Consider the following 24812-nt stretch of genomic DNA (forward strand, 5'->3'; position numbering starts at 1 on the left):
GCTGCTCGCTATAGCCGGCAGGAAATAGGCCGAGCTTGCGCCGGCATGGCGGCGTCGCACACCGTTCAGGACGCCGCAACGGTTAAGGTGCTGCGGCAAAGCAAAACGCCGCCCGCAGGACCGGCGGACGGCGTTATCGTTCCTCGGGAAAGATGGTCAGGCGGCCTTGCCGGAGCCGGTATACTGGCCGTGCGGACGGTACTGCACGAGGTAGGAGCCGAGCACCGATGCCGGCATGGTCGGCGTAATGCCGAGGCCCTTCAATGTGCGGCCTTCCGCCTCGGCTTCTGGGGATACGACGTTGTCGCGCTTGAGCAGGCGCACCTGGTCCGGCGTGATCGGCGGTGTCACGAAGGGGATCAGCGAGGCGATGCTGCCGATCAGCGAAGCCAGACCGAAGGGCAGGGACACCAGCGGGTTCTTGCGGCTCGTCACCTTCAGCATCATCTCGAGACATTCGCGGAAGCTCAACACCTCGGGTCCGCCGAGTTCATAGATCTTGCCGCCGGCAACCTTGCCGTCGACGGCGCGGGCGACCGCCTCGGCGACGTCCTCGACATAAACGGGCTGGAATTTCGTCTTGCCGCCGCCGACCAGCGGCAGGACAGGCGACATACGGGCCATGTCGGCAAACTTGTTGAAAAAGCTGTCCTCCGGTCCGAAGACGATCGACGGACGAAAGATCACCGCATCGGGCTTGATGGAGAGAATGGCCGCTTCCGCGCGGCCTTTGGTGCGGCCATAACCCGAATCGGAATCGGCGTGGGCGCCGATCGCCGAAATATGGGTGAGGGTCGCGCCGGCATTGCGCGCCGCTTCGGCAACGGCACGTCCGCCGAATTCCTGCACCGCGTCGAAAGTGTTGCGGCCGGTCTGGTGCAGGATGCCGACGCAGTTGATGACGTGGCTGGCGCCCTCGACGGCACGGTCGATCGAATTGCGATAGCGCAGGTTCGCCTGCACGAAGGAAATCTGGCCGACATTGCCGAGCGGCTGCAGGAAGCCGGCGAGATCGGGCCGGCGCACGGCGACGCGGATGCGGTAGCCGCGCTTGGCGAGCGCCCGCACCACGTGCCTGCCCACGAAGCCGGAGCCTCCGAACACGGTGACGAGCGGCGGCAGGTTGGCAAGGGTCATGGCAGGCTCCTCGAAAGGCTGTGCGGGATGCTGTATCGGCTCCTCTTAGCCGAATCCCGGCGCGACGGGAAGGCCTATCGCGCTGCGAGTTTTGCGGATGCGAAGGGACTCAGACGCCTTCGACGACCACCATTTCCGCATCCGCCACTTCCTGGCGGATTTTCGCGGCGATCTGGTATTCCGGCGAGTTGTAGCAGTCGACCGCATGCTGCATCGACGGGAATTCGATCACGACGTTGCGGGCGCGCGCCTTGCCCTCGAGCTCGGTGATGGCGCCGCCGCGCGCCAGGAAATTCGCGCCGTATTTTTCGAAGGCCGGTTTGGCCGCAGCCACGTAATCCTTGTAGCGCTCGGCGTCACGAACGTCGACGCGGGCGATCCAATATGCCTTGGCCATGATCTTCTCCCTTTTTGCTCTTTTGAAGTCAGCGGTTTGCCGGCCAGAGCGCGCTCACCATCTCGTTAAGGAGGGCGCGGGCCGCTTCTTTCGGATCGGGCGCCTTGACGATCGGCCGGCCGACGACGAGATGGGTTGATCCTGCTTTGAGCGCGTCGAAAGGCGTCATCACCCGCTTCTGGTCGCCCTTGTCGCTGCCGGTCGGGCGAATGCCGGGTGTGACGATCGCCATGTCGGGACCGACGATCTCCCGCACTTCGGCCGCCTCCGCCGCCGAGCAGACGATACCGCCCATGCCGGCGGCGCGGGCCTGCCCGGCGCGGCTGAGCACCAGGCTGTGCGGGTCCTGGCTATAGCCGGCCTCGGCAAGGTCCTCGGCATCCATCGAGGTCAGCACGGTGACGCCGAGCAGGCAGAGGCCGGAGCCGGCCGCCGCCGCCACTGCCGCTCTCATCGCCTTCGGATAGGCATGCAGCGTCAGCATCGACATGCCCATCTTGGCGATATTCTCGACGCCTGACGCGACTGTGTTGTCGATGTCGAGCAGCTTCATGTCGAGAAAGATCTTCTTGCCGCTGGCGGCAAGGTCGCGGGCGAATTCGAGACCGCCGGCAAAGACCAGCTGATAGCCGATCTTATAAAAGAGAATATCGTCGCCGAGCGTGGAAACCAATCTTTCCGCCTCGCCGATCGTTGGAACATCCAGGCCGACGATCAGCCGCTCGCGTGCGTCCATGTGAAGTCACCCCCGCCAGTCTTCGATGGGCGTCCAGTCGCATGTTAGGCCGAGATCCGCAAGGCCGAAAGCATAGAGATTGCCGCCGCCGGCCGGTTGGTCGCGGTCGCGGGCGATCGGCCGGCCCGCCAGATGGCATTTGAGCAGCGTGCCGACGCCGCCATGGCCGACGAAGGCGATCGGTGCGGCCGGATCATGCGTGGCGAGAACGGCCTTGACTGCCGCGACAATGCGGGCCTGCGCGTCGACGGCGCGCTCCCAACCTTTGAAGCTTTGTTCCGGATTGGCAAAGAACCAGTTGGCCGCCTCTTCGAATTGCGGCGGCGGCAGGAAACCGGTGGCCGAACGGTCGTTCTCGTGCATGCCATGGACGAGCTCGACGCTGATGCCGGAGGCTGCCGCCAGGATTTCGGCTGTTTCGATCGCCTTCGTCTCGTCGCTGGAGACGATGCGCGTCAGCCGTTTGGTCCAGTCGCTCTCGGCAGCCCTGCGGGCGCGCGCGGCGCCGACATCGGAAAGGCCCCATTTCGGCACGGGAACATTCGCATCGATCTTGACTTGCGGGTGGGTGATATAAAGTCCGAACATCTCAACCGCGCCGGTAGATCCACAGCTGCGCCGGCGGGATGTTGCGCATGACGAAGTCGAAGTGCTGTATGTGATAACGATCGGGATTGGCGGCGATCGGCGAAATCGCGCCGTAGGAAATCTGCACCACAGGCCGGCCGGCAGGCAGGCGGTCGAGCAGGCTTTCGAGCAGCGAGACGCGCATCGCCATTGGAAAATTCAAGAGCGGAATGCAGGAGATGACGCAATCGAACGTCCGGTCGCCGTAGTCGCCGAGCGTGGTCTTGAGATCGAAGGCATCGCCGTTGATGAAGTGCACGCCGGGATAGGTTCGCAGCAGATGCTGGTGGAAATCCGTCGAATATTCGATTGCCACGAGATTTTCCGGTTTCACGCCGCGGCCGAGGATGGCCTTGGTGATGGCCCCCGTGCCCGGGCCGAGTTCCAGCACCGGCAGCCCCGAATGCATATCGATGACGCTGGCCATGCGCTTGGCCGTAATCGAAGAGGTCGGCACGATCGAGCCCACCGTCTTCGGCCCCTGCATCATGCCCCGGAAGAAGCGGATTTCCTCATCAAATCTCTTCCCGAGGTGTTCCTTCACCTTGACCCGTAAGCGCATTCTCCACCCATCCGCACGTTGATCGACTGCCTTAATATGCTGCTTGTCGCTCCCGGGACAAGGATTTTCGCAACGAGGACATCGGCATCAACAGCTCATGCGGCCTTTCGCTGGGAATGAGGCATGAGGTCTGCAAGTCTTTCGCTCAAATGGCCGGCGTCGACAGGGGCGCGAAGTTTCTTATCGGTGTTGTCGAAATAAAGATAGACGTCGCGACCCTTGGCTCTCGCCGGCAGCGGTGCAACTATCCGCGTCGCATTCTCTGGTTCTCCGCCCTGTGCCCAGGCGCGGATGCGCTCGGCCCACAGATCGAGCGCTTCGTCTTCATAGCCGCTGACATAGAGCTGTTCGGATCCATGCAGGCGGCAATAGATGAAGTCGGCAGTGATATCCATCAGCAGCGGCCATTTCACCGTATCGGCGCAGACCAGCGCCGCCTTGTGCCGCCGGAGCATCTCGATGAACTCGGCTGAGCGGAAGCTGTCGTTACGGATTTCGAACGCATGGCGGATCGGCTGGTGTCCGTCGCTTTTGAGCCAGGCCTGTTTGAGGCGATTGTCATGCCGCTTGGCAAGCGTGATCGCCGCATCGTGATCATGCGGCAGCAACGACAGGAAATTTTCGAAACGATCCGGATCGAAGACCATGTTGGCCGGAAATTGCCAGAGGATCGGCCCGAGCTTGGGGCCGAGCCTGAGCAGGCCCGAGGCGAAGAAATTGGCAAGCGGCGCCTCGATCTCCTTCAGTCGCCGCACATGGGTGAGGAAGCGCGGTCCCTTGACCGCAAAGACGAAATCATCAGGCGTTTCGTCCCGCCAGCGGCCGAAGCTTTCGGGCTTCTGCAATCCGTAGAAGGTGCCGTTGATCTCGATCGAACGGAAGTGACGGGCGGCGTAGGAAAGCTCCTGCTTCTGCGGCAGGCCTTCCGGATAGAATTGCCCGCGCCAGGGCGCATAGGTCCAGCCGGAAATGCCGATGCGCACCGCTCCCGTCTTTTTCATCCTGGAATCCTCCTGTTTGACAGGAGGAAAACCGGAAGCGGCCGCCTTCGTTCCGTCAGACGCGCATCGGCATCAAGACGTAGAGCGCGTCATCACCGGCGGTGTCGCGGATCAGCGTCGGCGAGCCGGCATCGGCCAGCAGGAAGATCGCTTCCTCGCCGGAAAGCTGCGCGGTGATGTCGAGCAGATATTTGGCATTGAAGCCGATTTCCATCGCATCCGTGTCGTAGCCGACGGCGACTTCTTCCGTAGCGCTGCCGGAATCCGGATTGTTGACGGTCAGCATCAGCTGCCCTTCGGAAAGCGCCAGCTTCACGGCGCGTCCGCGCTCGGAGGAGATCGTCGAGACGCGGTCGACGGCCTGGGCGAAGGTCGTGCAATCGACGCGCATTTCCTTGTCGTTGCCGGTGGGGATGACACGCTGGTAATCGGGGAAGGTGCCGTCGATCAATTTCGAAGTCATGACGATCGAGCCGATCGTCATGCGGATCTTGGCGTCTGAAACTTCGACGGTGACGATCGCTTCCGGATTGTCGACCAGCTTCTGCAGTTCCCCGACCGTCTTGCGTGGAATGATGATGCCGGGCATGCCCTCGGAGCCCGACGGCGCGTCGACATCGGCGCGGGCCAGCCGGTGGCCGTCGGTCGCGACCGCCCTGAGCTTCAGCTCACCATTGCTCTCGATCGTGTGGAAGAAGATGCCGTTCAGATAATAACGCGTCTCTTCCGTCGAGATCGCGAACTGGGTGCGGTCGATCAGCATCTTCAGATCGGTCGCCTTCAGTTTGAAGGAATGCGTGAAGGTGCCGGCGGTCAGATCCGGGAAATCGGATTCCGGCAGGCACTGCAGCGAGAATTTCGAGCGGCCGGACTGGACGGTCATCGAGCCGCCGTCGGTGCTGGTCGCCAGCAGCACTTCGGCGCCATCGGAAAGCTTGCGCACGATATCGTAGAGAAGGTGGGCGGGAACGGTGGTGGCGCCTGCTTGTTCGACGCTTGCCGGCGTCGCCTCGGTGATTTCGAGGTCGAGGTCGGTCGCCTTCATGTCGAGGTTCTGGCCATCGGCCTTGAGCAGTACGTTGGACAGGATCGGGATCGTGTTGCGACGTTCGACCACACGGTGGACGTGGTTCAGCGATTTCAGAAGGTTTGACCGCTCAATAGTAATACGCATGGGATGCTACCGCTTTCGACCGTGACTGCCCGGGCGCATCGAAGGCCCGAAGAATGCTTTCCCGATTTAGGTCGGGGGAGTGGACGGGCAAAATGGCAGACTTCAGCATTGGATGGCAAGAGGCATGGACGGCTGAGCCCCCGCATTTCAGGTTTTCCGGAGCAATCCTCACAGAAATCCCAACCCTTGCCGAAGCGGCGCCGCTCGCCCATAAAGGCCCGATGAGGGGCGAAGGGCCGTCGGGACGAAGGCAAATGGCATGAACGAGCAAACCACAGCGGAGGACGCCGGCCGGCGAAGCTTCCGCCTGCACAACATGGCGGTGCCGGCGCGGCCGCTGGAACCGGCGCTCTATCTGGTCGCGACCCCCATCGGCAATCTCGGCGACATCACGCTGCGCGCACTGGAGACGCTGGCCGGCGCCGACGTGCTCGCCTGCGAGGATACGCGTGTCACCCGCGTTCTGCTCGACCGCTACGGCATCCAGAACCGTCCCTTCGCCTACCACGAGCACAATGCCGACGAAGCCGGTCCGCGGCTCATCCAGGCGCTGGAAGCCGGCCGCTCGGTGGCGCTGGTGTCCGATGCCGGCACGCCGCTCGTCTCCGATCCCGGCTACCGGCTGGCCCGGCAGGCAATTGCCGCCGGTTACCGCGTCATTCCCATTCCAGGCGCCTCGGCGCCACTCGCTGCCCTGGTCGGTTCCGGCCTGCCGAACGACGCCTTCCTCTTTGCCGGCTTTCTGCCGGCCAAGGACAAGGCCCGCCGCGATCGTCTCGGCGAACTGGCTGCAGCCCCGGCGACGCTGATCTTTTTTGAATCGCCCCATCGCATCGGTGCGACGCTTCTTGCCGCCGCCGATGTGCTCGGCCCGGCTCGGACGGCTTGCGTCTGCCGCGAATTGACCAAGACCTATGAAGAATTCCGCCGCGGCACGCTGGCCGAACTTGCCGCCCACTACCAGCAGGTGGAAAATGTCAGGGGCGAGATCGTCCTCGTCGTCGGTCCGCCGCAGCCGGCCGAAACGTCCGAGGCCGATGTCGACGCCGTGCTTGCGGACCTGTCGATGTCGATGCCGACGGCAAAGGCAGCGACCGAGGCCGCCCGTCTCACCGGCCTGCCGCGCAAGGCGCTCTACCAGCGCCTGCTGGAGATGAAGAGCGGCAATGGGCGATAAAGACCTCACCGCCACCAAACGGAAAGCGCTGCGCCGCGGCCGCATGTCGGAATATATCGCCGCCGCCTTCTTGATGCTGAAGGGCTACCGCATCCTGGCGCTGCGCCACCGCACCAGGCTCGGCGAGATCGATATCGTCGCCCGCAAGGGCGATCTCGCCGTCTTCGTCGAGGTCAAGGCCCGCCATGGCGAGGCTGCGGCCATCGACGCCGTCTCCATCGGCGCTCAGAAGCGGATCCGGGCGGCAAGCGATCTCTGGCTTGCCCGTCAGGCGGATCAAGCTCGCCTTTCCCAGCGCTACGACATCGTCGCGGTCATGCCCGGTCGGCTGCCGCGGCACTTTCCCGACGCCTTCTGAGGACTTGCGGCGCTGTCGAGTTGCCGGATTGTTAAAATTTTAGTCCCGCGTTGAACGAGCTCCTTACCTCTCTCTGCTACCCACCACCGCGGTAGGGATTAAGAATCGGGGGTTGTTGCATGGCCTGGAAGATGATGCTTGCAAGTGCGGTCGGCATGGCTGCGCGCTCGGTGCCTTATATCGCGCTGAAGCCGGCCGGGAAATCCTTCGTCGCGCATGCGAGCGACCACCTGCCGCTGAAATCGACGCCGATCAATCCCGACTGGATCATCAGCGGCAATCCTGAAGCCCGCACCGCCGAACATTCGCGCGGCCAGGACGAGGCGTCGCTGACGGCGATCTGGGACTGCACGGCGGGCGAATTCCGCTGGTATTTCGGCTGGGACGAGACCGTGATGATCCTCGAAGGCGAGGTCCACATCACCGCCGAGGATGGCACGGAACGGACCCTGTGCACCGGCGACGTCGCCTTTTTCGCAGGTGGAACCTGGGCGAGCTGGCGGGTCGACACTTACGTCCGCAAGGTCGCCTTCCTGCGCAAGCCTTTCCCGAAGCCTTTGGCAATCGCCTACCGGCTGCGCAACATGCTGCGCAACGGCGGCAGCCAGGGCATCGCCGCTTAAAATTGCGACCGCCGCATACCTTCGATGACCGTTGCGTTTGATGCCGGGCCGACCTACATCTGTCCGGCATTCAGCGAGGGACGGAAATGGCCAAGATCACCAATGTAGCGGTCCAGATGGATCATGTCGCCGGCATCAATATCGCAGGTGACTCCACCTTCGCCATGAGCCTGGAAGCGCAATCGCGCGGCTACAGGCTCTTCCATTACACCCCCGAGCGCCTGAGCTTCCGCGATGGCAAGCTCTTTGCCAGCGTCGAGCCGATGGTGCTGCGCGACGTCAAGGGTGATCACTTCGAGCTTGGCGCGCCCGAGCGCGTCGATCTCTCGACCATGGATGTGGTGCTGCTGCGCCAGGATCCGCCCTTCGACATGGCCTATATCACCTCGACGCATCTGCTCGAGCGCATCCACCCGAAGACGCTCGTCGTCAACGATCCGGCCTGGGTGCGCAATTCGCCGGAGAAGATCTTCGTCACCGAATTCTCCGACCTGATGCCGAAGACGCTGATCACCAAGGATCCCGCCGAAATCCGCCGCTTCCGCGACGAGATGGGCGACATCATCCTGAAGCCGCTCTACGGCAATGGCGGCGCCGGCGTCTTCCATTCCACCCGCGACGACCGCAATCTCTCTTCGCTCTTGGAAATGTTCGGCCAGCTTTTCCGCGAGCCCTTCATCGCCCAGCAATATCTGCCCGACGTGCGCAAGGGCGACAAGCGCATCATCCTCGTCGACGGCGAGTTTGCCGGCGCCATCAATCGCGTGCCGGCCGAGCATGACAGCCGCTCCAACATGCATGTCGGCGGCCGTGCTGAGGCGACCGAACTGACGCCGCGCGAAAAGGAAATCTGCGAGCGCATCGGCCCGGCGCTCAGGGAACGTGGCTTCCTGCTCGTCGGCATCGACGTGATCGGCGATTACATGACCGAGATCAACGTCACTTCGCCCACAGGCATCCGCGAGGTCCGGAAGTTCGGTGGCGCCGATATTGCGGCCCTGCTCTGGGACGCGATCGAGCGCAAGCGCGGCTGAGGCTGCGATCGGGTACAACCGCGTCCACCGCTGATTATCTGCCTGCGTTCTTTTATTGTTCTTGTTTTAGTCCTGCGTCCGTGCCAGATTGCAACCGCTGGCTTTCAACGGCCACGGGGCGGTCTCTAAGAGTTTGCGGGACAAGGGTGGGCATATGGTCGCGCGTGTCAGTACGGTAGCATTCCAGGGCATCGAAGGCGTGCCGGTCGAGGTTCAGGTCATGATCGCGCCTGGTAAGGTCGGCATGCAGATCGTCGGCCTGCCCGACAAGGCCGTGGCCGAAAGCCGCGAGCGCGTGCAGGCCGCCCTTCATGCTTCCGGCCTGGCGCTGCCGGGCAAACGGGTGACCGTCAACCTGGCGCCGGCCGATCTGCCGAAGGAAGGCTCGCATTTCGATCTGCCGATCGCGCTGGCCCTGATGGCTGCCCTCGGCGCCATTCCTGCCGATGCGCTCTCGGATTATGTCGTCGTCGGCGAACTCAATCTCGACGGCACGATCGCCGCAATCGCAGGCGCGCTGCCGGCCGCCATCGGCGCCAATGCGCTCGGCAAGGGGCTGATCTGCCCGGCCGAAAGCGGCGCCGAAGCCGCCTGGGCCGGCGCCGAGGTCGATATTCTCGCACCCCGCAGCCTGATTGCCCTTGCCAATCATTTCCGCGGCACGCAGGTGCTCTCCCGGCCGGAGCCGTCGATCCGCGCCAATGCGGCCAACCTGCCGGATCTCGCCGAGATCAAGGGCCAGGAAAGCGCCAAGCGCGCCCTCGAAGTGGCGGCAGCCGGCGGTCACAACCTCTTGATGGTCGGGCCTCCCGGTTCCGGCAAGTCGATGTTGGCGGCAAGGCTGCCCTCGATCTTGCCGCCGCTTTCGCCCGCCGAACTGCTTGAAGTGTCGATGGTTCACTCGATCGCCGGCCAGCTCACCGGCGGCAAGCTTTCCGATCGCCGGCCCTTCCGCACTCCGCATCATTCCGCCACCATGGCCGCGCTTGTCGGCGGCGGTATACGCGCCCGGCCGGGCGAAGCCTCGCTTGCCCATCACGGCGTGCTGTTCCTCGACGAGTTTCCCGAATTCACGCCGCAGGCGCTCGATGCGCTGCGCCAGCCGCTCGAAGGCGGTGAATGCGTCATTGCCCGCGCCAATCACCGCGTCTCCTATCCGGCGAAATTCCAGCTGATCGCGGCGATGAACCCCTGCCGCTGCGGCATGGCCGGTGAGCCCGGCCACACCTGCGCCCGCGGCCCGCGCTGCATGAGCGATTACCAGACCCGCATCTCCGGGCCGCTGATGGACCGCATCGATATCCGCATCGACGTGCCCGCCGTCTCAGCCGCCGACCTCATCCGGCCGATGGCGGCCGAGGCCAGCGCCGACGTCGCCCGCCGCGTCGCCCGCGCCCGCGAACTCCAGCAAGAGCGCTTCGAAGCCGCCGGCGCCAAGGGCATCGGCACCAATGCCCGCTGCTCCACCGCGATGATCGAAAAACTCGCCGAACCCGACGCCGCCGGCTTGCAGCTCTTGCGCGACGCCGCCGAAAAAATGAAATTCTCCGCCCGCGGCTACCACCGCGTCCTCAAGGTCGCCCGCACCCTCGCCGACCTCGACGACAAACCGACAGTCGGCCGTTTGCATCTCGCCGAAGCGATTTCCTACAGGATTGCCGGGGAGAGGTTGACGGCGGCGGCATAGCGAGATGAGGACCGCGGGCGCGCTGACGTCCTGCTCTTCTCGTTGGTCAGGTGGGCACGGCCGGTGCTCGGCGATAAAGCCTATGACAGCAATGCCCTGCTCGCGCGACATCGGGAACAAGCCATGCTTTCAATCAACGACAAATTTCGGTCTAGACCGAATTCGATGGGACGAACGTCTGCAACTAGCTCTGCGTAATGCAGGGCGGGTCACCTTCGTCAGCGGGGGCCGACGTCTAATTCGGGGAATTTGTGATAGATGCAGTCATTGATCCTGAACCACCCTATACCATGGTCCATGTCGGCCTGCGAAAGTTCCCACTCGAATGTGTCATGGCCCTCGTACCCGTAGATTAGTGCCATGGTAGTCAACTCAGTGAACGGCCCGGGAGGAAATGGGATGCCGTACACTATCGCCTCCTTTGCAGCGAACTTTCCTTTGACGACCTTCTTGATCTCCAACTCTGCTCTTACCAGCTGCCCTGGGAAATCTTTGTCGGTCGTTATCAAACCAGAAGGGCTGATGGAGAGTGATCTGACCCTCGCCTCCACGACGATCTCTGCCTTCGCAAGCAGTTCTTTCTGGCTAGGACACGGCGCCATTGCCGCAGTCTGCCGCAGACCAATAGCCGATAGAACCAAAACCGCTGTACATAATAATCGCGCCTGCGCGTTCAGCATTCTTTCCTTCTCACACCAGTGCACTTAGCTTTCATCGATCCGATAAGGATGAACGCAAATCCCCGCTTAACAGTATAGACCGTGACTTTGCCCCAAGTTTTATCCAATTTTAAGTTCATCCCAGCGGATCACATCAGCAAGAGCTAGGGGCGCCGCAGCGCCCCCAATATTCCCGCGGGGATTAAGAATGGGAAACCGGGAGATAAAGCCTTACCTCAGCTCCCCAACCCCTCAAACAGCGCCGTCGACAAATAACGCTCCGCAAACGACGGGATGATGATGACGATGTTCTTGCCCGCATTCTCCGGCCGGCTGCCGACCTTGATGGCGGCCGTCAGCGCCGCACCCGAGGAGATGCCGACCGGCACGCCTTCCAGCCTGGCGACCAGGCGCGCCTGTTCGAAGGCTTCGTCGTTGGTCACGGTGACGACCTCGTCGTAGATGCCGGTGTCGAGGATCTTCGGCGCGAAGCCCGCGCCGATGCCCTGGATCTTGTGCGGACCGGGATTGCCGCCGGAGAGAATGGGGGAATCGGCGGGCTCGACGGCGATGATCTGGATTTCGGGCTTATGGCTTTTCAGCACCTGACCGACGCCGGTGATCGTGCCGCCGGTGCCGATGCCCGAGACGACGATGTCGACCGTGCCGTTGGTGTCGTTCCAGATTTCCTCGGCCGTCGTCTTGCGGTGGATTTCAGGATTGGCCGGATTTTCGAACTGTTGCGGAATGATGGCGTCGGGCAGCGACTCCGCCAGTTCCTCCGCTTTGGCGATCGCGCCCTTCATGCCCTTGGCCCCTTCGGTCAGCACCAGCTCGGCGCCGAGCAGCGCCAGCATCTTACGGCGCTCGACCGACATGGTTTCGGGCATCGTGAGGATCAACCGATAGCCCTTGGCAGCGGCGGCAAAGGCGAGCGCGATGCCGGTATTGCCGGAGGTCGGTTCGATCAGCACGGACTTGCCGGGGGTGATCCTGCCCTGCGCTTCGAGGCTTTCGATCATCGCCACGCCGATGCGGTCCTTGACCGAGGCGATTGGGTTGAAGAATTCGAGCTTGCCGATCAGGTTGGCCACGACGCCTTTTTCCCGCGCCAGCTTGTCGAAGCGCACGAGCGGCGTGTCGCCGATGGTCTCGGTGATCGAGGAATAGATGCGGCCGCGGCCGGGCTTGTGCGACATGGTGTGCTCTCCCTTTGAAATTTCGTTCCTGAAATCGAGGAGGAGAATAGGGTCAAAGGCCGCAGGAGGCCAGAGCGCGTTCGCTTCCGGCGCGCGGACGGGAGAGAAAATAAGCTTTGAAAACCGTTTCCTTGCGGATGTTTATTTCAGGCCGCCCGCGTGGCGATGAAGGCGGCCGTGCCGGCCAGAATGCCGGCCGCAACCCGGTTCAGCGCCTGCAGGGCGCGCGGCTGTTTCAGCATCGTGCGTGCCCGCGAGGCCAGCAGCATATAGGGCACCAGCACTGATATGAGCACGACGAAGGTGACGGCGAGGAGAAGCGCATAGTCGCGCAAACCGATATTGCCGATATCGATCAGCGTCGGCGCCAGCGCGACATAAAACAGCATCGTCTTCGGATTGCCGAGCGTCACCAGCAGACCGGAAAGGAAGGACAGGCCGATATTGCTGGATTTCTTCGCCGCGATGTCCTGCGGCAGCAGCCCCGCCGTCCAGAGTTTCCAGGCGATGTAGCCGAGATAGAGGGCGCCGGCGATCTTGATGATGAGGAAGACTTCCGTGAAAGTCTGTGCCACGAAGGCAAGGCCGAGAATGACTGCGGTGAGATAAGTCATGTCGCCGAGCACTAGGCCGAGCCCCATGAAGAAGGTCTCGCGGAAATTCGAGCCGAGCGCGCGGGCGACGATTGCGGTAATCCCCGGCCCGGGAATGGCGGCTGCAATGAACAGCGCTCCGGCATAGGCAAGCAAGGCGGCAAGGCTCATGTGTGGGCTCCCTCTTGCCAGCTGTTTTATATCCGCCAAGCCGTACCAATCAATCCGCCGGCGTTGATGGGTCCATCACCAGAAGAAATGCCTGCCGGCCTTGTGCCTGCCCGCCGTCGTCAGCCTTGAAGTGCCCGCGGCCGCAGCCAGCGCGGTGTCCAGCCGAGGTTCATGCCGGCGGCAGCCAAAAGAATGATGGCGGCGCCTGCGATCTGCATCGGCTGCAGCGCGTGGCCGAAGGCCAGCCGGTCGACGAGGATTGCGGCGATCGGATAGAGGAAGGACAAGGCCCCGGTCAGATGGGTCGGTAGTCGCTGGATGGCGCCGTAGAGCAGCACATACATCAGTCCGGTATGAACGACGCCGATGGAAACGAGGATTGCCCAGCTTTCGGCATCCTGAGGGGACTGCGAAAAATCCGTCATCGGCGCCAGCATCAGCATGCCGGTTGCGACCTGGATCAGCGCGATCAGATGCGGCGGCGTGCCCTTCAGCCACTTCGCGGCAAGCGCTGCCAGCGCGTAGAAGAAAGCCGCGCCCAGCGCCATCAGGATGCCGAGGCCGTAGCTCTCGAACGTATCGCCGCTTCCGCCCGGTTTTGCCTGGACGATCGCTATCATGCCGGCAAAAGCGAGCGTCAGCCAGAACAGCTTGGCGGCGGTGATCTTTTCGCCGAGAAACAGCGCGCCGAGCACCAGGAGCATGAACGGCTGGGTGTTGTAGACGGTGGTGGCGATCGAGATCGTCGCATGCGAATAGGAGGCAAACAGCAGCAGCCAGTTGATGACGATGGCGATGCCGCCGAGCACGGCGATGGCGAAGGTGCGCAGCGTGAGGATGCCTGGCCGCAGCAGCCCGAGAGCGCCGCAGATGACAAGCAGGGTGAGCGCGCCGAACAGGCAGCGCCAGAAAACCACGCCGCTGACCGGCTGGCCCGACATGACGACGAACCAGCCGATCGTCCCCGAGATCAGCATCGCTGCCGTCATTTCCGCCGTGCCTCTTTTGATGTCGCCGCTCATGATCGCCTCCGTTTTGCTGAGGTGATAATATTGCGGTGATGGGTAAAATTATATAAAGATAAAAACGAACTTCGCTGCTGTGGCCTAATAATAATAGGGGAAATCACGCTAATGCCTAACGACGTCCCGCCGCTCGACGAAATCGATCAGGCCATTCTCGAAGCGCTGGCCGGCAATGCCCGGATCTCGCTGAAGGAGCTGGCGCAGCAGGTGGGGCTTTCCTCGCCGAGCGCTGCCGAGCGTCTGCGCCGGCTGGAGGAGCGCGGCGTTATCAAGGCCTTCACCATCGATCTCGATCCTGCCGCCGTCGGCTATCCCCTGCAGGCCATCGTCCGCGTGCGTCCGCTGCCGGGGCAACTGCATGTCGTCGAGCGGCTCATTCAGGAAATTCCCGAAATCGTCGAATGCGACAAGGTGACCGGCGAGGATTGTTTTATCGCCCGCCTGGTCATCCGCTCGATGGCGGAACTTGACGGTCTCCTGGACAGGGTTGCCGAACGCGCGGAGACCAACACCGCGATGATTAAAGCCTCTCCCGTTAAGCGACGCCTGCCGCCGCTTTCGCGCAAAGGGTAAGGTCAGCCGGGAAGCTCTAAAAATCGCGACCGGTGACGATCCCGAGCTAGAATATGTGGAGGAGTTGCTTGATGCGATCCTTACTTGTCGGCATCAAGAACCTCTCTTAGGCATTTTTCATATTGATCTTTCTTATCGATGAGCGATCGGCATTCATGAATGGCATATGCCGCCGCCATTTCAGCGTTGATCCGGAAGCCGGGGATTCTGCCCGGAGTGAAAGTCGCGGCAGCACCGCCAAAAAGATCTCTAAGTCCGACCGATTGCACTACCACTGCGTAAAGGCAACCTACTGGGTTGATATCACGGTCGACGACGACGTTGATAGCCGCGTATCCTTTTCGGCGCTCATGGTAGCATTCTAACGTGTCCGGCTTGCTTCGAAGCGTATCCACATCATGAACTGCTATTTGGCCCAACTTCGCCAGCTTGAGCGCATCACGATCAACAAATACATCGACGGTTTGGGTATTTGAGAGTCGGTTCTGATCGCCGAAAGGGACATATGGCGTTCCGACTGAATAATCTATCGACTGACTGGCGTTAAAGTTGATACGAATGTCCGCATACGCCATGACCGCAGAAAACGCGCGCAAAAACTCGAGCTGCAGCGCTTGAATATCGCTCTTCTGCATGCCTTTCGCATTGAGGACGATGTTCATCTCGATGGTTTTGTCGATGTCGAGAATCGGCACCGTCGATTTCGCCATGGCAAATGCGACGATCTGTTCCGCAGATAAAGATGAGCGAATCGACTGGAGCTTTGTTGAATCGATCGCAAGCGCCGGCGCCCCAATCAGCGCTGCCGCTAGACCCATAACCACGCCCCATGGCGCCCTCTTGAATAGCATGAGCGCCCCCACAAACGCTGCTCATCAATCGTTCGGTTGCTTCACTGTTCGAGCCGTCATCACACACCGGTGGAGCCGAAGCCGCCGGCGCCCCGCGCGGTTTCGCTTGCCGCTGTGATTTCGGCCACCCGTGCCTGGGTGACCGGCGCAATTACCATCTGGGCGATGCGCATGCCGCGTTCGATGACGAAGGCTTCTTCGCCGAGATTGGCGAGCAGCACCTTCACTTCGCCGCGATAGTCGCTGTCGACGGTGCCGGGTGAGTTGAGGCAGGTGATGCCGTGCTTGAAGGCAAGGCCGGAGCGCGGTCGCACCTGGCCTTCGAAACCCTCGGGGATCTCGAAAATGAAGCCGGTCGGCACCAGCGCCCGCTTGCCGGGCAGCAGCTTCAGCGGCGCATCCGCATCGACGGCGGCGCGCAGGTCCATGCCGGCCGCTCCCTTGCTTTCATAGGCGGGCAGGTCGAGGCCTTCGCCATTGGCCAGGCAGATGAGGTTCAGCGTCGGGCTGAGGTCGGGATGAATGGTCATGGCTCATTACTTTGCGCCGCGAGCGCCGAGGTCAATTGCAAAGCCGGGCTTTAATCGTTAGATACGCCGCAATTCCACAGGATTCATAGTATGGCCGAAAGTCTCGCCGAGGCGGTCTCCCGCCGCCGCACATTCGCTATTATCGCCCACCCGGACGCGGGCAAGACGACGCTCACCGAAAAGCTGCTGCTGTTCGGCGGCGCCATTCAGCTGGCCGGCGAAGTCAAGGCGAAGAAGGACCGCATGCAGACGCGCTCCGACTGGATGAAGATCGAGCGCGAGCGCGGCATCTCCGTCGTCACCTCAGTGATGACCTTCGAATATAACGACAATGTCTTCAACATCCTCGACACGCCCGGTCACGAGGACTTTGCCGACGACACCTATCGCACGCTGACCGCCGTCGACGCCGCCGTCATGGTCATCGACGCCGCCAAGGGCATCGAGCCGCGCACGCTGAAGCTTTTCGAAGTCTGCCGCATGCGCGATATCCCGATCATCACCTTCATCAACAAGATGGACCGCGAAAGCCGCGATCCCTTCGAGATCCTCGACGAGGTCGAAGAGAAGCTGGCGCTGGATACGGCGCCGATCACCTGGCCGATCGGCCGCTCGAAGACCTTCTGCGGCTCCTACCATCTCGCCAACAGCACCGCCCGCGGTTCCGACACCGAAGTCGAGACGACGCCGGTTAACGGCCCGCAGGCCGTTGCCGGCCGGCTGCCGGAAAACGAACGCCAGGCCTTCATCGACGAGACCGAGCTCGCCATCGAGGCCTGTCGCCCCTTCGATCGCGACTCCTTCCTCGAAGGCCATATGACGCCGGTCTTCTTCGGCTCGGCGCTGCGCAATTTCGGCGTTCGCGATCTGATCAACGCGCTCGGCGAATTCGCCCCGCCGCCGCGTGACCAGGTCGCCGATACCAGGACGGTTCATGCGACCGATGACAAGATGACGGCCTTCGTCTTCAAGATCCAGGCCAACATGGATCCTAACCACCGCGACCGCATCGCCTTTGCGCGCATCTGCTCCGGCAAGCTCGAACGTGGCATGAAGGCGAGGCTCGCCCGCACCGGCAAGCAGCTCGGCCTGACGGCACCGCAATTCTTCTTCGCCTCGCAGCGCCAGCTGGCCGACACCGCCTATGCCGGTGATGTCGTCGGCATTCCCAATCACGGGACGCTGCGCATCGGCGATACGCTGACCGAAGGTGAATCGCTGGTCTTCCAGGGCGTGCCGAATTTCTCGCCCGAGATCCTGCGCCGCGTGCGCCTCGAAGATGCGATGAAGGCGAAGAAGCTCAAGGAAGCCCTGCAGCAGATGGCTGAAGAAGGCGTCGTCCAGCTGTTTTCGCCGGAAGACGGCTCGCCGGCAATCGTCGGCGTCGTCGGCGCCCTGCAGCTCGACGTCCTGAAGGAACGGCTGATGGCCGAATACGGCCTGCCGGTCTCCTTCGAAATGTCGCGTTTCTCCGTGTGCCGCTGGATTTCGGCCGATCAGCCGGCCGATCTCGACAAATTCCTCACCGTCAAACGCGGCGATATCGCCCGCGATCTCGACGGCGATCCCGTCTTCCTCGCCCAGGACGCATTCTCGCTGCGTTACGAGGCCGAGCGTTACCCGGCAATCAAGATGGTCGCCATCAAGGAATATCACGCCGCCAAGGCGGCGTGATCTAGCTCGCGGCTATTTTTCCCGCATTGCGCGGCGGAAGTTCTGGGTGATCGGCTCGGCCAGATAGGACAGCACGGTGCGGGCGCCCGTCCGGATCATCGCCTCGCTCGACATGCCGGGCATGAGCTTGCGGCCTTCCAGCTTGGCGAGTTCGCTCTTGTCGATCAGCACGGTTGCGGCGAAATAGGGTGCCCCGCTGCGTTCTTCCAACATCCTGTCGGCCGAGACGATCCCGACGACGCCCTCGAGCGGCGGCAGGTTGTAGCGGGCAAAGGCCGGGAAGCTGACGCGTGCGCGCTGCCCGGGCGCGATCGTCTCGACATCCTCCGGCCGGACCATGGCCTCGACCACGAGCTGCTGTCCGAGCGGCACGACCGTCATCAACGTCTCGCCGGGTTTGACGACGCCGCCTGTTGTGTGGACCTTCAGGTCCATGACGATGCCGTCAACCGGTGCGACGACATCGGTGCGGGCAAGCACGTCCTTGGCGGACCGCTCCTCCTGCCTGAGATCGACCAGTTCCGCCTCGACCTTGCTCAGCTCTTCGACCGCCTCGTTCAGCCGCAACGTGCTGAGATTGAGGATCTGCATGTCGATCTCGGCCATGGCGCTCTTGGCGCGGGCAATGGCCGCGACATTGGTCGCGCGATCGCCCTCGACCTCCCGCTGTTGCCGGGTGAGCAGCAGGCCGCGCTCGCGGGTGACCAGGCCACGCTTGAGCAGGCTTTCAAGATCCTTGGTTTCACCCTCGAAGACCTCGATCTGCTTGTCCTCGGTAACGATCAGCTCCTGCAGTCCGGTGATCTCTTCCTGGGTCTGGTGCCGGCGCTGGCTGAGAATTTCCCGCTCGTCCTGCAGATTGTGGTGCTTCGCCGCAAAGACATCACGCTGAGCGGCCACCGCGTCCTTAGCCGACGTTGTGGGGTTTGCCAGCAAGGCCGGATCGAATTCGATCTCGGCCTTGTCGTCGCGCTCGGCGCGCAGCCGCGCGGCCAGCGCCTCGCGCGTTGCGATCCGGTTCTGGACCAGATCGAGCTTCGACCTCGCCTGCGTGCTGTCGAGCTGGATGAGCACCTTGCCCGCCTTGACGATATCGCCATCGGCGGCGTTCAGATCGGCGATGATGCCGCCCTCCAGGTGCTGGATAAGCTTGCGGTCGCCGACCACTTTGATGACACCCGGCGCCACTGCGGCGCTGTCCAGCGGCGCAAGTGTCGCCCAGCCCCCGGCCATGCCGAAGAACAGGAATATGATCGCGAAGCCCGTGACCGTTACGCCTGTAAGACGCAGGGGGATTGGCGCAGCGGGCGGCGAAACCGGTAACGGGACGACTTTCATATCCGTCATGGCTGTTTCGGTCCTTGCTGCTTTGCCACGATCGTCGGCATCTGGGCGACCTTGCGGACACGTGCGGCGAGTTCATTGAAGACATGGTCGCGCGGACCGAACAGGTCCTGCTGGCCTCGGTTGAGAACCAGTATCTTGTCGACGGTTTCCATGATGTTCGGCCGGTGTGCGATCAGGATAACGGTCGTGCCCGCCGCCTTGACCGTGCCGAGCGCCGCGATCAAGGCCTCCTCGCCCTCCCGGTCGAGATTCGAATTGGGCTCGTCCAGGATGATGAGCGCCGGATCGCCGTAGAGCGCCCGCGCCAGGCCGATGCGCTGGCGCTGTCCGCCCGACAGCACCGCGCCGGATTCACCGATCTCGGTCAAGTAACCCTTCGGCAGCCCTTTGATCAGTTCGTGGACGCCGGCGAGCTGCGCTGCCTTGACCGCCTTGTCGAACACCACGGGACTGACCGTGGCGAAGCGGCAGATATTTTCGCAGACATTGCCTGCGAAAAGCTCGATGTCCTGCGGCAGGTAGCCGACATGATGACCGCGGTCCTCCGCCGCCCATTGGGCGACATCCATGCCATCGAGCAAAGCCCGCCCGCCGGAAGGGCGCCAGGCCCCGGCCAGGATGCGTGCCAGGCTCGTCTTGCCGGCCCCGCTCTGGCCGATCAACGCCATGGATTCACCCGGCTCGAGACGGAAGTTGATCCCTTTCAGAATATGTTCGCCGCCCTGTCGGGCAAGCACGATATTGTCTGCCTCGAACCGGCCTGTCGGCCGCGGCATTGCCGGAACCGGCGTGGACTCTGGGTGCTCGCCGGCGACGGCGGTGAGGCGCCGGTAGGCGGCGCGCGCGCCGACCGTCGCCTTCCACGTGCCGATCGCCTGCTCGACCGGCGATAGCGCGCGGCCCATCAGGATGGAGGCGGAGACCATGATGCCCGGGGAAGCCTCGTTGCGCAGGACGAGATAGGCTCCGAGGCCCAATATTCCCATTTGCAGAGCCAGCCGGTGGCAACGCGCAATGGCCGAGATGATGCCGCCGCGGTTGGCGGCGAGAACCTGGCCCCTGTTTGCCTCGTCCTGCTGCACCTTCCAGCCTTCCAGCAGCGGCTTCAGCATGCCCATCGCCTGGACGACCTCGGCGTTGCGGATTGCCGCCTCGGCCTGGTTGTAGGCCCGCGACTGTGCGCTGGTGGCCTCGGTCAACGGCTTGCGCGTCAGCCATTCGTTGAGCAAGGCCAGTGCAAACAGCACCCCGCCGCCCGACAGCGCCAGCCAGCCCAGCCAGGGATGCATGAAGAAGATGGCGGCGAAAAACAGCGGCGCCCAAGGCGCATCGAGAATCGGGAAGATGCTCGGACTGGTGAAGAAATTCCGGACCTGATCGAGGTCGCGCAGTGGGCGGGCATTGGCCTGGCCGGGTTTTGAGGCGGCATATTCCACCGATGCCGTCAGCAGAACGGGCGCCAGCCGCGCGTTCATCCACGACCCCACGGTTGCCAGAAGGCGCCCGCGCACCACCTCCAGCCCCGCCATTGCCGCAAGTGCGCCTGCGGCCATCAGCGATAACATCGCCAAGGTCTCGAGACTGTGGCTGGACAGCACGCGGTGATAGACCTGCAGCATGTAAAGCGCCCCGGTCAGCATCAGGACGTTGATGCCGCCGCTGAACCAGATAAGCGGCCGAATGGCCCGTCTGGCCTCTTTCATCACCACCTGAAGCGCCGGGGGCGGCTGTTTGGTTTTCATCTTTTCTAGCTCTGTTACTCGAGATCACATGTCATGCGGAAGGAAGTACGGGGGCAGCTTTCGCTGCCCCCGCTGGTCAAGTGTCAGGTGACGTCGACGAGGATGTGCTGTATCTCCGTCTGGTCCCCGTCCGCGTCGGCCACACGGAAGGCGAAGTCGAGGTTGGCATCCGGCGTCTGTGTGACGGTCGAGGTGAAGCCGATATCGGTGATCTTCAGCACGTCATTGTCGGTGGGGTCGAAGTTCACCAGATTGGTGGTCGCATTGCTGCCGCCGGTGGCGCCGGTCAACCTGTTGAGGTCGATCGCCGCATTGATGCCGGTGATCCCGTTGGCCGACTGCATGATCTGTACACCCTGCAGCACGTAATTCTCGCCAGCCGCGTTGTAATCGTTCTGCTCAACGATCACGAGGCCGTCATTATTGTCGAGCGTGAACTCGCTGCTGTAGGGAGCCGGGACTTGGCCGGTCTTGTAGATGTCCTCGTTCGACACATACATGGCCCGCGTGATCTCGTGGCCGTTCCCATCGGTGAGGTTCAGGATCAGCATCAGATCCTCGCTGTTGCCGATGCCGTCGAACTTGATGGCCATCGCGCCGGCGGTGGCCGTCGGGTCGGTGGCTTCGGTGGTGATGCCGACATTGGTGTTGAAGAACCGCAAGGTTAGCAGTTCGTCCTTCTGGATCGTGTCGCCGGCAACGCCGTTGGTGCTCCGTGTTGCAGACACCCACGTTTCATTGTTGTTGCTCACCATGTCGTGACCGCCGACAGTGAAGGTGGTGTCAAGGGGGGAGGTGGTGCCCTCGCCATCACTCGTCAGGCCGAACGGGTTGGCCTTGTTGACCAGGTTGCCGGTGAACTGCACATAGAAGCCTTCATTGGGATCTGTCTTCGGGTCATCGACCTGCAGCGTTTCCAGCACGATCGGGGGGTGGCCGGTATTGCTCGTCGGGTTCTTGGCCAGGAGCTCGCTGGTATGGAGCACGTCGAAGCTGAAGCCTTCGAGCGGGTCGGTCAGGTTGATGGCATAGGTGTCGGCGACCTTGTCGAAGACGAGGGTGCCGCCTGCCGTGCCCGTCTGGGTGCCGGCCGCCGGATCCTTGTCGTAGGTGAAGGTGAAGTTGAACGTCGCCGAGGTGAGGCTCTCCGACGCCAGCGTCACACTCGAGCTGAGGAGATTGCCGCCGCCGCCGCCGGTAATCGCGCCGGTCAGTCCGATCTGGACACCGGCAGTCCCGCCATCCTGGTCGACAAAGTCGGATCCGCCACCAGTGTAGAATGCGGCTGGGTGGACATCCGCGCCGATATTATAGCCGAAGACGCCGCTGGCCGAGGCGTTGAGCGCGTTGGCCAGAATCTCGTGCTGGATATTTGCGGCAATGGGGTCGCCGTCAAACGGAACCGTGATCGTCGGCCCGTCATCCTCGAAGTTGAGGTTCTGGCCGATATTGCGGATAGCCGAGGCGGTATCGCCGTCACCGTCCGTAATGGTTGCGGTCAGGGTGACAAGGTCGGCGGCTGCCAAGGTTCGGCTGTCGTCCGGATTGCTGGTATTGGCATGGACGACTGCCCGTGCTTGGTCGAGGGTGACGACGCCGAGAGCGCTGACGCTAACGGTGAAGACAACAGGCCCGCCGACTCCGGCGCGCCCGACCACATTGCTGCCCTCCTTGAAGAGCAGCACGGACGCGCCGGTTTCGGTATCCGTAAGGCCGCTAACATTGGTGTTCAGATTGACGCCGAGCGCATAGGTGGTATTGGCGCCGTCGGCCCCCGGAGTCGAGTTGAAGGCGGCGACGAAGTTGCCGGTCGCATTGGTCGCCAGGTCGGTCTCGTCGACTGTCACTTGCGGTGCGGTGCCGTTTGCGTTGATCGTCGGTCCGTCATCTTCGAAGTTGAGGTTCTGGCCGATATTACGGATAGCCGAGGCGGGATCGCCGTCACGATCGGTGATGGTTGCGGTCAGGGTGACAAGGTCGGCGGCTGCCAAGGTTCGGCTGTCGTCCGGATTGCTGGTGTTGGCATGGACGATTGCCCTTTGCTGGTCGAGGGTGACGACGCCGTTAGCATCGACGCTGACGGTGAAGACAATCGGACCACCGGCTCCGGCGCGGCCGACGACGCTGGTGCCTTCCTTGAAGAGCAGCACGGATTGGCCGGTTGCCGTGTCGGTCAGACCGCTGACATTGTTGAGCGCGTTGATGCCGAGCGCATAGGCGATGGTGGCGCCGTCAGCGCCGGGGGTTGGGGCGAAGGCGGTCGCGAAGTTACCGGTCGCATTGGTCGCCAGGTCGCTCTCGTCGACTATCACCTGCGGTGCAGTGCCGACTGCCGTGATCGCTGGCCCGTCATCATCGAAGTTGATGAAGGATCCGACTTCTTTATTGAAGGCGTTGGTTGTCTGCTGCGCGTAATGGATCTCGGTGATGTCGAGCCCTTCGGTCGCATCGATCGCCTCCACATGCAGCCGATCCATCTGGCTGCTTGTGGTGAAATCGACGGTGGTGATGTTGTCGAGCCCGGTGATGGTCACGACATTTCCGGTCCCGCTGAGCCCGGTTACGGTGACGTTGCCACTTGCTGTGGCGTAGGTGCCATCGGCGGTGATGGTGGCCAAGGCTGACGCACCCGTCAATGTGAGGCTGGTGATGTCCACGGGATTGGTCGGACTGCCATCAAAAAAGTTTGAACCCTGCTCGTTTCCCTGAACATCAAAAGCGCTGATCTTGATGTCGACCCGGTCAGTCGGAGTAGACGGCGTGATCTGGTTGATGATGAAGCCGGCCTGCAGGATGTTGTCGAGGTGGCTGCCATATGCGATGTCCGCGCCATCACCGGCGCTAGGCGTGCCGCCGGTCACAAAATCGACTTGCAGCACTTCATGTCCTTTAGGTTGATTCTGCCCATCTGTATCCGGGTTAATGCTCTGGTTATCGACGCCAAAACCTTGCTCACTCACGTTGCACTCGCTGTTGACCAGCGCACTGTTGGGGTCGGCTTGGCTCGATCTTACGAGCCCCGTCACCAGCAACTGTTTGGAAGCGTCATCGGGCGAACTGAGGAGGTTGAATTGGTTGCTGCCGGAATGGGCATTGTCGCCGGTAAAGCTGATGTCGCTGGTCCCAGTGACCGACGCAAACACCTTGTTGGTCAGATCGATGCGGTCGTCGGCATCGGTCGCAATGGGATGGAACAACGGCACGTATTGGACGGTGTAGAGGTCGGCATTAGTGGTGCTCGTGCCGACCAGCCCCAGTGAAAAGGCAAGAGGCCCGGTCGCGGCGGGTGCGGTGAGCGGGTTAGAGGTGCCGATGACGCCGATCACGACGTTTGTATGCGTCGGGTCCTGGAACAGCCAGACATAATTGCCATCGACGGTGCGGATGTTGCTGTTGACGCCGACCGTAGTGGAAAACGGGGTGCCGGAGGCGCTTTGCGTGAGAATCACCGTCGTGATGGTTTCCCCTGCACTGGCTGAGGCCACGACGAAATTGGACTGGTAGGCGACTTCAGGTGAGGATAGCCCACCCGCGCCATCGCGGGTTAACATATATTGCAGCGTGGTGTTGACGTCGTGTGGTGAAGTGGACGGATTGATATCATCGTCCTGCAAGCCGGGGGTTTCATCGATGATGAGGTCCTGGGTTGTGATGTCGAGTGCCATGGAGATTCTCCCTCCGTTAAGTCGCAGGGAGCCATGCCCCGGACGCGGAATGCACCCGGTGGGTCTACCCCCTTGCGTATCGGACTTGCCGCTCCCCATCGATCGCGATTGTCTCGCTGATGGAGAGCGCCGGTCCTTCCCAGTTGGAGGGTATTAAGACTGAAGTCCGGTGTTGGATTAAGACCAAAGCCTATACATGGAGGCTCGCCATAAAGACACGCATAAGTTTACATTCTCATAAATGCAAGACAAAGCTTGTGAACTCGCAAA

At 62.4% G+C, this 24812-nt stretch carries 23 protein-coding genes; 7 read left to right on the forward strand and 16 right to left on the reverse strand.

Annotated features, from left to right (window positions below; genetic code table 11):
- Positions 1–156 precede the first annotated feature (156 nt).
- From AMK00_RS01745 to dnaN, 7 genes are all read right to left on the reverse strand, one after another.
- The gene (locus AMK00_RS01745; protein WP_064809335.1) at positions 157–1137 is read right to left on the reverse strand and encodes a complex I NDUFA9 subunit family protein; all 981 of its coding nucleotides are present in this window, start codon (positions 1135–1137) and stop codon (positions 157–159) included.
- 109 nt (positions 1138–1246) lie between these two features.
- Entirely contained in the window at positions 1247–1534 is a 288-nt protein-coding gene (locus AMK00_RS01750; protein ID WP_064800384.1) for a DUF1330 domain-containing protein, read from the reverse strand.
- Between the two features lie 28 nt (positions 1535–1562).
- Entirely contained in the window at positions 1563–2270 is a 708-nt protein-coding gene (gene pyrF, locus AMK00_RS01755) for an orotidine-5'-phosphate decarboxylase (protein WP_064809336.1), read from the reverse strand.
- Between the two features lie 6 nt (positions 2271–2276).
- Complete coding sequence (locus AMK00_RS01760; protein ID WP_064809337.1) at positions 2277–2858, reverse strand: histidine phosphatase family protein; 582 nt, start codon at positions 2856–2858, stop codon at positions 2277–2279.
- Between the two features lies 1 nt (position 2859).
- On the reverse strand, positions 2860–3459 hold the full coding sequence (gene pmtA / locus AMK00_RS01765) for a phospholipid N-methyltransferase PmtA (RefSeq protein ID WP_064809338.1): 600 nt from the start codon (positions 3457–3459) through the stop codon (positions 2860–2862).
- A gap of 95 nt (positions 3460–3554) precedes the next feature.
- A complete protein-coding gene (locus tag AMK00_RS01770) occupies positions 3555–4460 on the reverse strand; it encodes a DUF72 domain-containing protein (protein ID WP_064809339.1) in 906 nt (301 codons plus the stop codon).
- 55 nt (positions 4461–4515) lie between these two features.
- Positions 4516–5634, reverse strand: coding sequence for a DNA polymerase III subunit beta (gene dnaN, locus AMK00_RS01775; RefSeq protein ID WP_064809340.1), 1119 nt, complete (start codon positions 5632–5634; stop codon positions 4516–4518).
- Between the two features lie 259 nt (positions 5635–5893).
- Here dnaN and rsmI point away from each other — a divergent pair, with 259 nt between their 5' ends.
- The 5 genes from rsmI to AMK00_RS01800 all read left to right on the forward strand — a co-directional run bounded on the left by rsmI (position 5894) and on the right by AMK00_RS01800 (position 10513).
- A complete protein-coding gene (gene rsmI, locus AMK00_RS01780; RefSeq protein ID WP_064809341.1) occupies positions 5894–6811 on the forward strand; it encodes a 16S rRNA (cytidine(1402)-2'-O)-methyltransferase in 918 nt (305 codons plus the stop codon).
- Positions 6801–7169 (forward strand): YraN family protein, encoded by a 369-nt coding sequence (locus AMK00_RS01785; protein WP_064809342.1) that lies wholly within the window; start codon positions 6801–6803, stop codon positions 7167–7169. The genes rsmI and AMK00_RS01785 overlap by 11 nt, the downstream gene beginning before the upstream one ends.
- Before the next feature lie 119 nt (positions 7170–7288).
- The gene (locus AMK00_RS01790) at positions 7289–7792 is read left to right on the forward strand and encodes a cupin domain-containing protein (RefSeq protein ID WP_064809343.1); all 504 of its coding nucleotides are present in this window, start codon (positions 7289–7291) and stop codon (positions 7790–7792) included.
- 86 nt (positions 7793–7878) lie between these two features.
- Positions 7879–8826 (forward strand): glutathione synthase, encoded by a 948-nt coding sequence (gshB, locus tag AMK00_RS01795; protein ID WP_064809344.1) that lies wholly within the window; start codon positions 7879–7881, stop codon positions 8824–8826.
- Between the two features lie 154 nt (positions 8827–8980).
- Positions 8981–10513 (forward strand): YifB family Mg chelatase-like AAA ATPase, encoded by a 1533-nt coding sequence (locus AMK00_RS01800; RefSeq protein WP_064809345.1) that lies wholly within the window; start codon positions 8981–8983, stop codon positions 10511–10513.
- 218 nt (positions 10514–10731) lie between these two features.
- Here AMK00_RS01800 and AMK00_RS01805 read toward each other — a convergent pair whose 3' ends face one another.
- The 4 genes from AMK00_RS01805 to AMK00_RS01820 all read right to left on the reverse strand — a co-directional run bounded on the left by AMK00_RS01805 (position 10732) and on the right by AMK00_RS01820 (position 14157).
- The gene (locus AMK00_RS01805) at positions 10732–11193 is read right to left on the reverse strand and encodes a hypothetical protein (protein ID WP_237350423.1); all 462 of its coding nucleotides are present in this window, start codon (positions 11191–11193) and stop codon (positions 10732–10734) included.
- 215 nt (positions 11194–11408) lie between these two features.
- Positions 11409–12371: a cysteine synthase A gene (gene cysK, locus AMK00_RS01810; RefSeq protein ID WP_064809346.1), complete on the reverse strand. Its 963-nt coding sequence runs from the start codon at positions 12369–12371 to the stop codon at positions 11409–11411.
- Positions 12372–12517: 146 nt separating this feature from the next.
- Positions 12518–13135 (reverse strand): LysE family translocator, encoded by a 618-nt coding sequence (locus AMK00_RS01815; RefSeq protein ID WP_064800396.1) that lies wholly within the window; start codon positions 13133–13135, stop codon positions 12518–12520.
- 119 nt (positions 13136–13254) lie between these two features.
- On the reverse strand, positions 13255–14157 hold the full coding sequence (locus tag AMK00_RS01820; RefSeq protein ID WP_064809347.1) for a DMT family transporter: 903 nt from the start codon (positions 14155–14157) through the stop codon (positions 13255–13257).
- A gap of 111 nt (positions 14158–14268) precedes the next feature.
- Between AMK00_RS01820 and AMK00_RS01825 the strand changes: the two genes are divergently transcribed.
- Positions 14269–14733 (forward strand): Lrp/AsnC family transcriptional regulator, encoded by a 465-nt coding sequence (locus AMK00_RS01825; protein ID WP_064800398.1) that lies wholly within the window; start codon positions 14269–14271, stop codon positions 14731–14733.
- Positions 14734–14813: 80 nt separating this feature from the next.
- On the opposite strand, the gene AMK00_RS01830 is transcribed toward AMK00_RS01825, so the two are convergent.
- Together AMK00_RS01830 and dut are read right to left on the reverse strand one after the other, a co-directional pair.
- A complete protein-coding gene (locus tag AMK00_RS01830) occupies positions 14814–15584 on the reverse strand; it encodes a hypothetical protein (protein ID WP_064811617.1) in 771 nt (256 codons plus the stop codon).
- 59 nt (positions 15585–15643) lie between these two features.
- Positions 15644–16114 carry a dUTP diphosphatase gene (dut, locus tag AMK00_RS01835; protein ID WP_064809348.1) on the reverse strand — a complete coding sequence of 157 codons (471 nt, stop codon included), beginning with the start codon at positions 16112–16114 and terminating at the stop codon, positions 15644–15646.
- A 90-nt stretch (positions 16115–16204) separates the two neighbouring features.
- On the opposite strand from dut, the gene AMK00_RS01840 reads away from it, so the two are divergent.
- Positions 16205–17788, forward strand: a complete 1584-nt coding sequence (locus tag AMK00_RS01840; protein ID WP_004673960.1) for a peptide chain release factor 3 — start codon at positions 16205–16207, stop codon at positions 17786–17788.
- 12 nt (positions 17789–17800) lie between these two features.
- Here the strand turns inward: AMK00_RS01840 and AMK00_RS01845 are convergent, their stop codons facing one another.
- The 3 genes from AMK00_RS01845 to AMK00_RS01855 all read right to left on the reverse strand — a co-directional run bounded on the left by AMK00_RS01845 (position 17801) and on the right by AMK00_RS01855 (position 24542).
- A complete protein-coding gene (locus AMK00_RS01845) occupies positions 17801–19135 on the reverse strand; it encodes an HlyD family type I secretion periplasmic adaptor subunit (protein WP_082240257.1) in 1335 nt (444 codons plus the stop codon).
- Positions 19132–20877, reverse strand: coding sequence for a type I secretion system permease/ATPase (locus tag AMK00_RS01850; RefSeq protein ID WP_064809349.1), 1746 nt, complete (start codon positions 20875–20877; stop codon positions 19132–19134). The genes AMK00_RS01845 and AMK00_RS01850 overlap by 4 nt, the downstream gene beginning before the upstream one ends.
- An 83-nt stretch (positions 20878–20960) precedes the next feature.
- Positions 20961–24542: a DUF5801 repeats-in-toxin domain-containing protein gene (locus tag AMK00_RS01855; protein WP_064809350.1), complete on the reverse strand. Its 3582-nt coding sequence runs from the start codon at positions 24540–24542 to the stop codon at positions 20961–20963.
- Between the last annotated feature and the right edge of the window lie 270 nt (positions 24543–24812).

The sequence above is a fragment of the Rhizobium sp. N621 genome, from assembly GCF_001664325.1.
In the GTDB taxonomy this organism is placed as follows: Bacteria; Pseudomonadota; Alphaproteobacteria; order Rhizobiales; family Rhizobiaceae; genus Rhizobium; species Rhizobium esperanzae.

Bases quoted from the DNA above. Each gene is read 5' to 3' on its own strand.
- AMK00_RS01745 (WP_064809335.1), bottom strand. From the start codon at position 1,137: ATGACCCTTGCCAACCTGCCGCCGCTCGTCACCGTGTTCGGAGGCTCC.
- AMK00_RS01750 (WP_064800384.1), bottom strand. From the start codon at position 1,534: ATGGCCAAGGCATATTGGATCGCCCGCGTCGACGTTCGTGACGCCGAG.
- pyrF (WP_064809336.1), bottom strand. From the start codon at position 2,270: ATGGACGCACGCGAGCGGCTGATCGTCGGCCTGGATGTTCCAACGATC.
- AMK00_RS01760 (WP_064809337.1), bottom strand. From the start codon at position 2,858: ATGTTCGGACTTTATATCACCCACCCGCAAGTCAAGATCGATGCGAAT.
- pmtA (WP_064809338.1), bottom strand. From the start codon at position 3,459: ATGCGCTTACGGGTCAAGGTGAAGGAACACCTCGGGAAGAGATTTGAT.
- AMK00_RS01770 (WP_064809339.1), bottom strand. From the start codon at position 4,460: ATGAAAAAGACGGGAGCGGTGCGCATCGGCATTTCCGGCTGGACCTAT.
- dnaN (WP_064809340.1), bottom strand. From the start codon at position 5,634: ATGCGTATTACTATTGAGCGGTCAAACCTTCTGAAATCGCTGAACCAC.
- rsmI (WP_064809341.1), top strand. From the start codon at position 5,894: ATGAACGAGCAAACCACAGCGGAGGACGCCGGCCGGCGAAGCTTCCGC.
- AMK00_RS01785 (WP_064809342.1), top strand. From the start codon at position 6,801: ATGGGCGATAAAGACCTCACCGCCACCAAACGGAAAGCGCTGCGCCGC.
- AMK00_RS01790 (WP_064809343.1), top strand. From the start codon at position 7,289: ATGGCCTGGAAGATGATGCTTGCAAGTGCGGTCGGCATGGCTGCGCGC.
- gshB (WP_064809344.1), top strand. From the start codon at position 7,879: ATGGCCAAGATCACCAATGTAGCGGTCCAGATGGATCATGTCGCCGGC.
- AMK00_RS01800 (WP_064809345.1), top strand. From the start codon at position 8,981: ATGGTCGCGCGTGTCAGTACGGTAGCATTCCAGGGCATCGAAGGCGTG.
- AMK00_RS01805 (WP_237350423.1), bottom strand. From the start codon at position 11,193: ATGCTGAACGCGCAGGCGCGATTATTATGTACAGCGGTTTTGGTTCTA.
- cysK (WP_064809346.1), bottom strand. From the start codon at position 12,371: ATGTCGCACAAGCCCGGCCGCGGCCGCATCTATTCCTCGATCACCGAG.
- AMK00_RS01815 (WP_064800396.1), bottom strand. From the start codon at position 13,135: ATGAGCCTTGCCGCCTTGCTTGCCTATGCCGGAGCGCTGTTCATTGCA.
- AMK00_RS01820 (WP_064809347.1), bottom strand. From the start codon at position 14,157: ATGAGCGGCGACATCAAAAGAGGCACGGCGGAAATGACGGCAGCGATG.
- AMK00_RS01825 (WP_064800398.1), top strand. From the start codon at position 14,269: ATGCCTAACGACGTCCCGCCGCTCGACGAAATCGATCAGGCCATTCTC.
- AMK00_RS01830 (WP_064811617.1), bottom strand. From the start codon at position 15,584: ATGCTATTCAAGAGGGCGCCATGGGGCGTGGTTATGGGTCTAGCGGCA.
- dut (WP_064809348.1), bottom strand. From the start codon at position 16,114: ATGACCATTCATCCCGACCTCAGCCCGACGCTGAACCTCATCTGCCTG.
- AMK00_RS01840 (WP_004673960.1), top strand. From the start codon at position 16,205: ATGGCCGAAAGTCTCGCCGAGGCGGTCTCCCGCCGCCGCACATTCGCT.
- AMK00_RS01845 (WP_082240257.1), bottom strand. From the start codon at position 19,135: ATGACGGATATGAAAGTCGTCCCGTTACCGGTTTCGCCGCCCGCTGCG.
- AMK00_RS01850 (WP_064809349.1), bottom strand. From the start codon at position 20,877: ATGAAAACCAAACAGCCGCCCCCGGCGCTTCAGGTGGTGATGAAAGAG.
- AMK00_RS01855 (WP_064809350.1), bottom strand. From the start codon at position 24,542: ATGGCACTCGACATCACAACCCAGGACCTCATCATCGATGAAACCCCC.